Raw genomic sequence first — 12,981 nt, 5'->3', positions numbered from 1 at the left:
TTGCGGCATTGGCCCATAGACACCCGTGTCCTGCATGTCCAGCCGCCACACCGTCCAGCTTAGGCCGTGTCAGCCGGATGTTGGTTGATGCGGGTGGCCGGCCGGGCGCCGCCCGCGGTCGACGATCGACCAACGATCGATCGGAGATGGACAGGGGATGAACCGGAGATGGCCTGAGCATCGGCCGGCAGGGCACGGCGGCGGACGGGAAACACGATCGATCCGGCGGGCGCCGGCCGGGATTCCCGACTAGCATGAACCAGGCGTGACCGGGTCGGGACGCATCCCTTGCCACTGTGGGACAGATCACGATCACCGGAAACGACTGACATCGCCATCCTGTCCCGTACGACGGTTCTCCGGCCTACGATCCGGCACATGGTCGCCTGCCCGACATGCGGAAAGGCCAATCAGGAGGAAGCACGCTTCTGCTTCTCCTGTGGTACTCCCCAGCCCACGTTCGGGATCGGCGCCCGCAAGACCGTCACGATCCTGTTCTGCGACGTCACCGGCTACACGGCCATCGGTGAGCAGATCGACTCCGAGCCGCTGCAACAGGTCATGTGGCGGTTCTTCAGCGCCGCCCGCGAGGTGATCTCCTCGCACGGGGGCAGCGTCGAGAAGTTCATCGGGGACGCCGTGTTCGCCGTCTTCGGCATCCCCGTCCTGCACGAGGACGACGCGCTGCGGGCCGCCCGCGCCGCATGCGGGATCCGCGCCAGCATGGACGTGCTCAACGCCGACCTGGAACGTGACTGGGGGTTCCGCTTCCGCATCCGCATCGGCATCAACACCGGCGAGGTCACCGTCGGCGGGCCGGGGACGGGCGGCGGCATCACCGGGGACGCCGTCAACGTCGCGTCCCGGCTGGAGGAGGCCGCCACCCCCGGCCAGATCTTCATCGCGGACGCCACCCTGCGGCTGATCCGGCCGCACGTGCGCGCCGAACCGGTCGGGCCGCTGGTCGTCCAGGGCAAGAAGGCACCGCTGCGGGCCCACCGTCTGATCGACCTGGCCCACCCCGGGATCGGGCCGGGGGCGCGGTTCGCGCCCGAGGGCTTCGCCGCCCCCGTGATCGGCCGGGACCGGGAACGCCGCCGCCTCGACGACGCCCTCGAGCAGGTGATCGAGGAACGCACCTGCCACCTGTTCACCCTGCTCGGCCCGGCCGGTATCGGGAAGTCCCGGATGGTCCGGGAGTTCTGCGAGGCGGCGGCGTCGCGGGCGACGGTGCTCRCCGGGCGTTGCCTGTCCTATGGCGAGGGCATCACCTACTGGCCGCTGATGGAGATGGTCCGGCAGGCGACCGGGATGTCCGCCGACGAGAGCGCGCCCGAGGGCCGCCGCCGCCTGCGCGAGCTGCTGGAGGATGTCGGTAACGTCACCAGCGGCGTCACCGGGGACGCCGCCGCCGTGGTGGACGGGCTGGCGCCCCTGGTCGGGCTCGGCGGCGCCGAGGTCGGCGCGCAGGAGAGCTTCTGGGCGGTACGGACCTTCCTCGCCGCGCTCGCCGAGAAACGTCCGCTGATCGTCTGGTTCGACGACGTGCACTGGGCCGAGCCGACCCTGCTGGACCTGATCGAACACGTCGCCGACTGGTCCCGGGAAGCGCCGATCCTGCTGCTGTGCCTGGCCAGGCCGGAGCTGCTCGAGGAACGCCGGACGTGGGGCGGCGGCAAGCTCAACGCCACGTCCATGCTGCTGCAGCCGCTGAGCGAGGAGCGCTGCCAGCGCCTGATCCGCACCCTGATGGGCTCGAACGACCTCGACCCGGCGCTGGTCGCGCGCATCACCGACTCGGCCGCGGGCAACCCGCTGTTCGTCGAGCAGACGCTGGCGGCCCTCGTCGACGACGGGCTGCTGCGCCGCGAGGGCGACCGCTGGATCGCCACCGGCAACCTGGGCTCGGTCCAGGTCGCCCCGACGATCTCCGCGCTGCTCGCCGCCCGGCTCGACCGGCTCAACATCCACGAACGGCGGGTCCTGGAGCGCGCCGCCGTGGTCGGCCAGCGTTTCTACCTGGACGCGGTGGTGGAGCTGTCCGCCCCGGCGGACCGGGCGGCGGTCGCCGAGCACTGCCTGTCGCTGGTCCGCAAGGAGCTCGTCCATCCCGACCGGTCGGACCTGCCCGGGGTGGAGGCGTTCCGGTTCCTGCACGTCCTGCTGCGTGACAGCGCCTACCAGGCGACGTCGAAGCGGCAGCGGGCGGACCTGCACCAGGGATACGCGAGCTGGCTGCAGACCCGGATGGCCGGGCGGCCCGGTGAGCACGACGAGCTCGTCGGCTATCACCTGGAGCAGGCCTACCGGTACCGGGTCGAGCTCGGGCTGCGTGACGCCGAGACCGAGGAGCTGGGACGGCAGGCCGCCACCTGCCTGATCGAGGCCGCCGACCGGGTCCGCCAGGGCGACGAGACGGGGGCGGCCGGGCTTCTCAAGCGGGCGGTCAAACTACTTCCAGTGACAGACCCGCTGCGAATACGCGCCGAGATCGACCTTGGCTGGGCGCTGTACTCCTTCGGCCGCTTCAGCGACGCCGAACGCATGCTGCGCCAGGCAACCGACCGGGCCACCCGGATCGGCGAGGCGGGCCTGCGCGCCCACGCCCGCCTCGCCCATCTGCGGCTGATGTTCGCCACCAGCCCGGAGGGACTGGTCGCCGAAACCCTCGGCGAGGCGACCCGGGCATTACCGATCTTCGTGCAGAGCGGGGACGAGGTCGGCGCCGCGCTCGCCTGCCGTGGCCAGGCCGCCGCCTACATGGCGGCCGGCTGCTACGCCCTGGCGGAACGGGCGATGCAGGCCGCCGTCCGGCACGCCGAGGAGTCCGGGGTGCTGCGCGACGCCCAGACGACCAGACGGGACCTCGTCCACCTGCTCAGCCTGGCCCCCCGGCCGGTCGGCGAGTCGATCGAACGCGCGCAGCGGGCGCTGGCCGGTGTCGGCGACGACCGCGGCCTGCGCCGGTCCCTGCTCGCCCAACTGGCGCTGCTGCACACGATGGCCGGGGACGTCGACGCCGGCATGGAGCACCTGATCAGGGCCGAAGCGATCGACTGGGACGTGCGCAGCCCCCGCGGGGACCCGCTGTACGGGGGTTTCGTCGTCGCCCGGATCGCCCTGCTCACCGACGACCTCGACACGGCCGAGCACGAGCTGCGGCGCAGCTGCCGCCGGCTGGCCCGGATGGGCGAGCGCGCACATCTGGCCACCCGCGCCGCGGCCCTCGCCGACGTCCTGGTCAAGCTCGGGCGCCTGGACGAGGCAGCCACCTACGTGTCGCGCTCCCGCGACGCCGCCGCCGGCGACCAGGTGCCCGCTCAGGCGGGCTGGTGCGGGGTGCACGCCAAGCTGCTCGCGATGCGGGGCCGGGACCGGGAGGTCGAGGCCGTGCGGTTCGCCGAGGCCGCCTGCGATCTCGCCGGCCGGACCGACGACTGGGACGGGCAGGCGCAGGCCTGGCTGACCTACGCCGWGGTGCTCCACCGGACCGGGCAGACCGACCTGGTCCGGCCGAAGGTCGACGCCGCGGTCGCCTGCTACGAGAAGAAGGGCAATCTCACCGGGGCGGCGCAGGCCCGCCGACTGTCGGAGAACCTCACCGCCTCCGTCTGAGGGCCCCGTCCGGAGGGCCTCCTCTGCCTTTGCCGGCCGCTGGYGCCTCTGCCTGCCGGGCCCTTCGGTCTGAGGCCTTCGCCCACCTCCGCCGCTGTCGCTGCCGCCACCTGAGGCCCGGCCCGTCTGTCCGGGCCCGGTCCCCCGGCCGTTCAGCCGGCCGGCCCCTGGCGGTCCGTCCGTCCGCTCGCTCATCTGGTCGCGGGCGGTTCTAGAACCCCGCCGGCCGCCGGCCACCGCCTGCCGGGTCGTCCGGGCTGCCGGGCGTGGCCCCGTGCCCGCGGGCACGGGCCTCTTCCTGCAGGTAGTAGAGCTCCTCGGCCCACACCCGGAAGCGTTCCACCGCGGCCAGCTCCGCGGCCAGCGCACGGGCGATCCGGGCGATCGTGAGACGTTCCACCGGGCTGCGCAGCCACGGGCGGTCGGCCGCCTCCTCCTCGCTGGCTCGCTCGTAGGCCGCTCGGTGCAGGACGATCTCCGCCTGGGCGACCTCGATCTGCTCGATCAGCATCCGCGTCCGCGTCCACAGCTCGGCGTCGCTTGGCATGGCCCGTCCAACCGGCCAGGGCCTGTTGCGGGGCCCGCTTAGCGGCGGGCCCCCCGAGCCGGCCGACTGCGTCACGGCGGACCTCGGCATGACAGACATGGTGACAGGCACCGCTTTACAGTCGGCGCCCGGCTGGGCCCGGTAATGATACCGCCGTCAGCCGCCGCCGTCCGGCGTCCGCGGCGTCACTCACCCCCTATGTACGAAGTCGGCGGCAGGAAGTGAATGCCCTGCGACCATGGGTAAAACCGATGGCGAGATAACGGAAAGGGATTAGATCAGAACTTTCCGTGTTGTCGACGAAGGCCGGGGGGCACGGTGGCCGGATCGGTGGCGGTTGTACTGGGATTTCCACTCCTGCTGATGGTCGGCATGCTGGCCATGCAGCGGGTGGAACAAATGATCGAACGGGTGCGACGGCCGGCGCTGCGGGCCGTCCCGGACCTGGACGACACCTGCGTCGGGGTGGTTGAGGAGACCGGACCGCCCCCGGCCCGGCTTCTGCGGCTGATCGTGTCCCGACACGCCGTCCGCCCCTGACCGACAGCCCGACGTCACCAGCCCCGGCATGCGCCGGGGCTGGTGAGAAGGATGCGTGGAAAAGATGACGCCGGTCAGCGTGGCGCGGAGCCGCTGACGGGCCGCGGGCTGATCAGCGCGCGGAGCTGGTGGCGGTGGCTCTGGGCGTCCCGGTGGCCGGCCGTCGCGGCCCGGGCTCGACCTGCAGCCGGCCGGTCAGGCCGGTGGAACGCAACAACGCCATGAACGCCGGGGACGCCCCCCGGATCCGCACGGTCGAGTGGACCCCGCGCAACAGCAGGTCGGCCCGCAGGAGCGCGGCCATCCCCGCGATGTCAATGGCGCTCAGACCATCGACGTCCACCACCACGTCGGTGCCGCCACGGCCGAGCAGCTCGTGGATCTGCTGACGGAATCGCAACCGGCCACGGGTGTCGAGCTCGCCGTCGAGTACGATGATCACTTCGCACTCGGACTGCGTCACCGACATCCGCAGCCGACCGGCCTGCACCTGCATGCTTTTGCCCCCCGGTGATACCGCCGGTTCCCCGCCACTGTCACCCGTTGCCACACCTCCGGATGAGACCGGATGAGAATCGTCAACAGCCGTGGTCTTTCCCCGAGCCACGAGATACACACACTCGACACAACGATACTACCGAGCGTGACCAAAGATTCCGACTCCCACGGGGCGCGGGCCCGGTGGGAGCTGCCGGGCGGCCAGCGGGCGGGTCCTGACGGTCACCAGGCCAGCGCCGCGGGCCGGCACCGGGGTCACCGCGGGGCGCGTCGGGCCTCGCGAAAGCGGCGAATGAGGCTGTTGGTGGAACTGTCGTGGGCCAGCCGTCCGGCATCGGCGGCCTCGGCGAGATCGTCACCGTCCGTGGTATCCGCCGACAGTTCCGGAATGATGCGCTGTGCCAGCAGTTTGCCGAGCTCCACCCCCCACTGGTCGAAACTGTTGATGTCCCAGAGCACGCCCTGGGTGAAGACCTTGTGCTCGTACAGGGCGATGAGCTGGCCGAGGGTGAACGGCGTCAGCCGGTCCGCGAGAATCGTGTTGGTCGGCCGGTTCCCCGGGAACGTCCGGTGCGGGACGAGGGCGGGGTCGACCCCTTCGGCGGCGACCTGTTCGGCGCTGCGGCCGAAGGCGAGCGCCTCGGTCTGGGCGAAGAAGTTCGCCATCAGCAGGACGTGGTGGTCCGTCCCCCCGCCCCGACCTGTCCGCACGTCGTGGTTCGGGTGGACGAAGCCGATGAAGTCGGCCGGGACCAGCGCGGTGCCCTGGTGGATGAGCTGGAAGTAGGCGTGCTGGCCGTTGGTCCCGGGCGTGCCCCACACCACCGGGCCGGTGGGCGYGGACACCGGCCGGCCGGAGCGGTCCACGGACTTGCCGTTRCTCTCCATGTCGAGCTGCTGAAGGTATGCCGGGAACCGTCCCAGATAGTGGCTGTAGGGCAGCACGGCATGGGTCTGCGCGCCGAAGAAGTCCCGGTACCACAGGCCGAGCAGCCCCAGCAGCACCGGCAGGTTCCGGTCGAACGGAGCCGTCCGGAAGTGGACGTCCATCGCGTGGAACCCGGCGAGCAGGTCACGGAAGTGCTCCGGCCCGATCGCCAGCATCAGGGAGAGGCCGATCGCGGAGTCCACCGAGTACCGCCCACCGACCCAGTCCCAGAACTCGAACATGTTGGCGCTGTCGATACCGAACCCGGTCACCTCCGCCGTGTTCGTCGACACCGCCACGAAGTGGAACGGGACGGCGTCCGGCCCGAGCGCGTCGGTCACCCAGGCGCGGGCGGTGCGGGCGTTCGCGAGCGTCTCCAGGGTGGTGAACGTCTTGGACGAGACGACGAACAGCGTCTCGGCCGGGTCGAGGTCGTGGGTCRCCTCCCAGATGTCGGTGCCGTCGACGTTGGAGACGAAGCGGAACCGTATCGACCGGTCGGAGTAGTCCAGCAGCGCGTCGTACGCCATGGCCGGGCCGAGGTCCGAGCCGCCGATCCCGATGTTCACGACCGTCCGGATGTGCTTTCCGGTGGCGCCCCGCCAGACCCCGGAACGGACCTTGTCGGCGAACGCGGACATCCGCTGGAGCACGGCGTGCACCGCGGGCACCACGTTCACGCCGTCCACCTCGATGACGGCGTCCGCGGGGGCGCGCAGCGCGACATGGAGCACCGCCCTGCCCTCGGTCGTGTTGATCCGCTGGCCGGTGAACATGGCTTCGATCTGCTCCCGCAGCCGGGCCCGTTCGGCCAGGGCGACCAGCAGCTCCACCGTCCGGGCGGTGATTCTGTTCTTGGAGAAGTCGAGGTGGAGGCCGTCGGCCGCCGCGGTGAACGTCTCGCCCCGACGCGGGTCGTCGTCGAACAGGCCGCGCAGATGGACACCGGCAAGCTCAGCGTGGTGCTTCTCGAGCGCCGCCCATTCCGGCGTGCCGGTTATCAGGGAATCGTGCTGGACAGCACCAGGGGACGGCTCGATGGACGACATGATCTTCGGGAACCTCCCGGTTGGACGGCTGCGGGCGCGGGCGCGGCTGCGACATGCCCACGATGCTGCATGCCCCCGCGCCGGGTCCACGTCACCGCATGCCCAGCAGGTCACCGCGCGCGTCACCCGGCGGGCCGCCGCGACGGCGCGGTACCGCCGGGAACCGGCACAGGCCGCCCACCAGTCGATGTGACACTGTGAATGCGAATAGATCATGAACGTGACCGGCTGTCACTGGCTATGATCTGTGTCACCCATCTGTCAGCGTCGGTTGTGACCCGCGACGGGATCGGCGGACGGTGACGGTCGTACACTCACGACTGTTTTGCGGCTCCGACACGGATGCGGGAATGGCTGTCCATACGGTGGCGGACGGAACTGACCTTTGTTGATTGATCGCTCGCTGGTGGAGGCCGCTCTCCCCGGCTACCAGGTCGAAGGCGAACTCGGCCGCGGTGGCTACGGGCTGGTCCTCGGCGGCCGTCATCGGCTGATCGGCCGCAACGTCGCGATCAAGGTGCTGCTCGACACGGCCAACGACGCGGACTTGCGGGCCCGCTTCCTCGCCGAGGCCCGCGTCCTGGCCGAACTCGACCACCCGCACATCGTGCGCATCCATGACTACATCGAGCATCGGGGCAGCTGTCTGCTCGTCATGGAACTGCTCCCCGGCGGCACCCTGCGCCAGCGGCTGGCGACCGGCCCGATCTCCCCGGAGGCCACCTGCGCGCTGGGCCTGGCGGCCGCGGCGGCGCTGCAGGCCGCGCACGCCCACAACGTCCTGCACCGGGACATCAAGCCCGACAACATGATGTTCGCCTCCGACGGGCTGCTGAAGGTCACCGACTTCGGCGTCGCGAAGATTTTCGAGGGCACCGAGACGACCGCCAGCGGGATTCTCGGGACGCCGCGTTACATGGCCCCCGAGCAGATCACCGGAGGGCGGCTGCACGCCTCCACCGATCTCTACGCGCTCGGCGGGGTGCTCTACGAATTACTCGCTCAACGGCCTCTTTTCGGCCGTTCCCTGTCCGTGGGCGAGCTCGTCAACCACCATCTCAACGTCACCCCGCTTCCGCTCGAGGGCATACCCGCCGCCATCAACGCGGTCATCATGCGCGTGCTGGCCAAGGAACCCGCCGCCCGCTTCGGCGGCGCCACCGAATTCGCCCTTGATCTCGCCCAGGCCGCCGCGGGCTCGTTCGGTCCGAGCTGGCTCACCCGCAGCGGCATCAAGGTGCGGGTGGACGACGAGGTGCGGCACGCGGCGCTGGGTCAGGTGTCCGGGTCGAATCCGTCCGCTCAGGGTGCCCAGGCACAGCCCCGACAGCCCGCAACGCCGGGATCCGGGCCCCAGCAGCCGCCGCGGCCGTGGCCGGCTGGCGCGCAGCCGCAGCCGCAGCCGCAGCCGCAGCCGCAGCCGCAGCCGCAGCCAGGATGGTCCGGGCCACAGGCACAACCACAGCCGGGATGGCCGCAGCCGCAACCGGGATGGTCCGGGCCGCAGCAGCCCCAGGCGGCGCAGGCGTATCCGCCTCCGTACGACGGCCGGGCCGCCCCCGGACCCCAGGCCCCCCACTGGGTGCCGCCAGCCGGGTACCCGCCGCCGGCCCAGCCGGCCGGTGGACCGCCGCCGGGCCGGTCCGGTACGGACTGGTGGCAGCCCAACCCGTTCGCTCCCGGCGGCGGGCCCTCCGGGCCGCAGGACGGACGGGTGCCCGCGGGCGCGCAGCCACCCGCGGTACCCGGCCCGGGATGGCCGGCAGGGCAGCGGCGGCCGTCCCGCCGTCGGATGTGGTTGATCACAGGCGTCGTGTTCACGGTGGTCGCCGCGCTGAGCGTCGGTATCACGCTGGTGGTGACCAGAGGCGGGGGCACTCCGGCCCACTCCGCGCTGTTCGTGCCGGGCACCGCCTACTCGGGCACGGCGCTGACCCTGCCCGACCTGGACGCGTACGACGTCACGATCGACCGGGCGGGCGCGCTCTACATCACCGACTGGACCAGCCACCAGGTACGTAAGATCCAGCCGGACGGGACCGTGGTCACCGTCGCCGGCACCGGCACCGGCAACGCGGGCTTCGGCGGCGAYGGCGGCCCGGCCACCCAGGCGGAGCTGAACAGCCCGGCCACGACGGCCGTCGACTCGGACGGCAACGTCTACATCAGCGACTCGCACAACCACCGCATCCGGAAGATCGACCCGCTGGGAATCATCACGACGATCGCCGGCACCGGCACCGCCGGCTTCTCCGGCGACGGCGCCCCGGCCACGGCGGCCCAGCTCAACGAGCCCTACGGGCTGGCGGTCGCCACAGACGGCTCGATCTACATCTCCGACTACGAGAACCAGCGCATCCGGAAGATCGACCCGCTGGGAATCATCACGACGATCGCCGGCACCGGCACGGCCGGCTTCTCCGGCGACGGCGGCCCGGCCCTCCAGGCCCAGATCAAAAATCCCAACAACCTGGCAGTGGCCGCCGACGGCACCCTCTACATATCCGAGCTCGGCAACGCGCGGATCCGCAAGGTCAGCCCCAACGGCGTCATCACGACCGTCGCCGGGAACGGCACCTCCGGCTACGGCGGGGACGGCGGCCCGGCCACCGCGGCCCAGCTGCGCGTCCCCAGCGTCGCCCTCAGCCCGGACGGCGTCCTCTACATCGCCGACTACAGCAACGAGCGCATCCGGCGGGTGGCCACCAACGGCGTGATCACCACTGTCGCCGGCAACGGGACTGCGGGCTCGGCCGGGGACGGCGCGGCGGCGATCCGGGCGCAGCTGTCCAGCCCGACCGGCGTCACCGTCGACGGCGCCGGCAACCTCTACATCGCCGACGACAAGAACGACCGCGTCCGGCGCGTCAGCACCACCGGCATCATCACGACCGTTGCCCAGGCCGGGTAGACCGGCCGGGAACCGTCGGATCATGCTTCTTACCGCGTGTCGCCGGCCATCCGGGCAGCTGGCGGCCGACGGTGGTGTCACCATGTGCGCTCCACACACTTCGTACACTTCAGGMACTTCGTTCGCTTGTGTACTTCGTTCGCTTCCCTGTTTCCCGCGCGCCGGCGACCCCGAGGAATCGAGTAGGACCACGACATGGCAGTCGACCGCGCACGGGTAGCGGCCGCGTTACCGGACTACGACGTCGGTGACGAGCTCGGCCGCGGGGGCTTCGGCGTGGTCTTCGCCGGCCGGCACAAACTGATCCAGCGTGATGTCGCCGTCAAGGTGCTGCCCGAGGAGGACGGCGGGGCCGAGGAGGTCCGCGAGCGGTTCCTGGTGGAGGCGCGGCTGCTCGCCGGGTTCGACCATCCCCATGTCGTCCGGGTCTACGACTATGTGGAACGCGGTGGCCTGTGCCTGCTGGTGATGGAGAAACTGACCGGCGGCAGCCTGCGCCAGCGGTTCGCCACCGGCCCGGACGGCCGGCAGCGGCGCGGCACCGGGCCTTCCGAGCCTGGCGGGCCCGGCGGGTCGAACCAGCCGGCGGCCTGCGCGATCGGGCTGTCGGCCGCCACCGCGCTGGCCGCCGCGCACGCCCGCGGCGTCCTGCACCGGGACGTCAAGCCGGACAACCTGCTGTTCACCGACGCTGGCCTGCCCAAGGTGACCGACTTCGGCATCGCCAAGATCCTCGAGGCCACGGCGACCACCACCACCGGGCTGGTGGGCACGCCGCGTTACATGGCGCCGGAGCAGATCAGCGGTGACCGGCTCAGCCCGGCGACGGACCTGTACGCCCTCGGGCTCGTCCTCTACGAGTTGCTGGCCGGCCGACCTCCGTTCGAGCGGCACCTGAGTGTCCCGGCGATGCTCCACCACCACCTCAACGTGCCTCCCGCACAGCTGACGGAGGCCCCGGAGCCGGTCGCCGCCGTGATCGGGCGCGCGCTGGAGAAGAGCCCGCCCGCCCGGCACTCCTCCGCCCAGGAGTTCGCCATCGATCTGGCGCGGGCCGCGGCCAGCGCCTATGGCCCCGGCTGGCTGACCGCCAGCAGGGTACCCACCAGCCTGCCGGACGCCGTCACCGCGGCGGCTCGAGGTGACGCGGTGGCCACGCCCCGGTCACCGGCGCAGTCTCGACCGGCGACGACCCGGCCGTGGTGGTCCGCGTCCGGCGCGGCCGCTGGCACGGACACGGGTACGGACGGCGACACGACTCGGCTGGTCACCCCGGACTCCCCACCTGTCTCGGCAGCGGATCCGGCGGCCGGGTGGCCGGACGGCCGGGTACCGGCCCGGGCTGCCTGGCAGCCGGCCGGACAGCCTCGGGGAGGCCCGAGCCCGGAACCGCCGGACGGCCGGCCGTCCAACTCGTTCACGGCTCCCACCCGGACCCCACCTCCCGGGCCACTGGACGGCTGGCCGGCTGGCGGTGGCGAGCGCGGGCTGGAGTACCCCGAGGCGCACGGTTCGGGGGCACGCGGTTCGGGGGCACGGCGTGTGGCTGCCCTGTTCGGGCCGCGGCGCAACCGGATCGGCGCCGGTGTCCTGGTGCTCGTCCTGATCGCCGTCGTGCTGGTCACGGTCTCGCGCGGCGGTTCCAGCCCGCGGCCGGGCCGGGCCGCGTACAGCGGCCCCGCCATCGCAGGTGCTCTCTCGTCGGTGAACGGCATCGCCGTCGGCGCGGACGGGACCATCGTCGTGTCGGACGGCAGCGCTGGCCGTGTGCTGACGCTCAGCCCGACCGGGACCGTCGAGTGGCTGGCTGGTTCCCGCCCGCCGTCACCGAGGCCGACGGCCGGGGCGAGCGCACAGCCCACGGCCGACACCGACGCCCGCCGGAGGGTCCTGGCCTCACCGGGCAGCGTGGCGGTCGACACCACCGGCGTGATCTACGTCGCCACCAGCACCTCCGACGGCCAGATCTTCAGGATCACCAGGGACGGCGGCATCTCCGTGGTCGCCGGCAGCGGCCCCGAGCTGGACGGATTCACGGGAAACAACGGGGCCGCAACCGCCGCGGAACTGTCGCAACCACGCGGGATCGCGGTCGACGACAACGGCGACGTCCTCTTTTCCGAAGGCACCCGGGTACGGAAGGTCACAGTCGCCACCGGGAGGATCGCCGCGGTCGCGGGCTCGTCGACCAGCGGAACGTCGGGTGACAACGGCCCGGCCGCCGACGCCCTGTTGAGCGTTCCGACGGACGTCGTCATCGCCAGGGACGGCAGCATCTACATCCTCGACGGAGAGGCGGAAACGGTCCGAAAGATCACTCCGAAGGGCGTCATCTCCCGTTTCGCCGGCACGGCACCGCCAGCGGCCGGCACGGCGGGCACGGCGTCGCCCACGCCGACTGCCTCACCGCCGCCGGTCGGCAGCGCCGGGGACGGCTCCCCGGCAACCGCGGTGACGCTCGGCGATCCCGACGGGATCGCACTCGCGCCGAACGGTGATCTCTACATCGCCGACTACTCGAACAACGTGATCCGGCTGGTGGACGCGGCCACCGGAGTGATCAGCACCTTCGCCGGGTCGCGTACCGCCACCGAGCCCGGGGACGGCGGAGACGCACGGGAGGCCCGAGTCTACGCGCCGACCGGGATCGCCGTCGACGGCACCGGCGCGGTCTACATCGCCCAGTACGGCGGGATCGTCCGCCGGGTCGGGCCGGACGGCCTCATATCCACCATCCTCAAACCCTCCTGACACCACCGGACACCACCGACGCATACCGCGCCGGCCGCCACCGCGGCCTGCCCCGCCAGCCTTGTTCCGGCCGGCCCCACACCGTCCCCCACCGCCTCATATCGGTGTGCCCGCTCCCGGCTGTGCGGGCGCACCGGGCCGC

General features: G+C 71.8%; 8 protein-coding genes. 5 read left to right on the top strand and 3 right to left on the bottom strand.

Translation table 11 applies throughout. The features are described 5' to 3' along the window. Positions 1-378: 378 nt before the first annotated feature. Positions 379-3,615, top strand: coding sequence for an adenylate/guanylate cyclase domain-containing protein (locus BL254_RS02260; RefSeq protein ID WP_076842386.1), 3,237 nt, complete (start codon positions 379-381; stop codon positions 3,613-3,615). Positions 3,616-3,826: 211 nt separating this feature from the next. Here BL254_RS02260 and BL254_RS02255 read toward each other — a convergent pair whose 3' ends face one another. After that, positions 3,827-4,162 (bottom strand): hypothetical protein, encoded by a 336-nt coding sequence (locus tag BL254_RS02255; protein ID WP_076842385.1) that lies wholly within the window; start codon positions 4,160-4,162, stop codon positions 3,827-3,829. Between the two features lie 330 nt (positions 4,163-4,492). Between BL254_RS02255 and BL254_RS02250 the strand changes: the two genes are divergently transcribed. Then, a complete protein-coding gene (locus BL254_RS02250; RefSeq protein WP_131774138.1) occupies positions 4,493-4,702 on the top strand; it encodes a hypothetical protein in 210 nt (69 codons plus the stop codon). A 112-nt stretch (positions 4,703-4,814) separates the two neighbouring features. On the opposite strand, the gene BL254_RS02245 is transcribed toward BL254_RS02250, so the two are convergent. Beyond that, positions 4,815-5,198, bottom strand: a complete 384-nt coding sequence (locus tag BL254_RS02245; protein ID WP_047223567.1) for an STAS domain-containing protein — start codon at positions 5,196-5,198, stop codon at positions 4,815-4,817. 257 nt (positions 5,199-5,455) lie between these two features. Then, a complete protein-coding gene (pgi, locus tag BL254_RS02240) occupies positions 5,456-7,177 on the bottom strand; it encodes a glucose-6-phosphate isomerase (protein ID WP_076842384.1) in 1,722 nt (573 codons plus the stop codon). Between pgi and BL254_RS02235 the strand changes: the two genes are divergently transcribed. From BL254_RS02235 to BL254_RS02225, 3 genes are all read left to right on the top strand, one after another. Next, positions 7,167-7,370, top strand: coding sequence for a hypothetical protein (locus BL254_RS02235; protein WP_047223569.1), 204 nt, complete (start codon positions 7,167-7,169; stop codon positions 7,368-7,370). The genes pgi and BL254_RS02235 overlap by 11 nt on opposite strands. 192 nt (positions 7,371-7,562) lie before the next feature. Continuing rightward, positions 7,563-10,088, top strand: coding sequence for a protein kinase domain-containing protein (locus BL254_RS02230; protein WP_076842382.1), 2,526 nt, complete (start codon positions 7,563-7,565; stop codon positions 10,086-10,088). 195 nt (positions 10,089-10,283) lie between these two features. After that, positions 10,284-12,839, top strand: a complete 2,556-nt coding sequence (locus BL254_RS02225) for a serine/threonine-protein kinase (protein WP_076842381.1) — start codon at positions 10,284-10,286, stop codon at positions 12,837-12,839. The last annotated feature ends 142 nt before the right edge of the window (positions 12,840-12,981 follow it).

The organism is Protofrankia sp. BMG5.30 (assembly GCF_001983005.1).
Classification (GTDB): domain Bacteria; phylum Actinomycetota; class Actinomycetes; order Frankiales; family Frankiaceae; genus Protofrankia; species Protofrankia coriariae.
The sequence above is the reverse complement of the archived record's forward strand: the minus strand, read 5'-3'. Positions and strand labels throughout refer to the sequence as shown.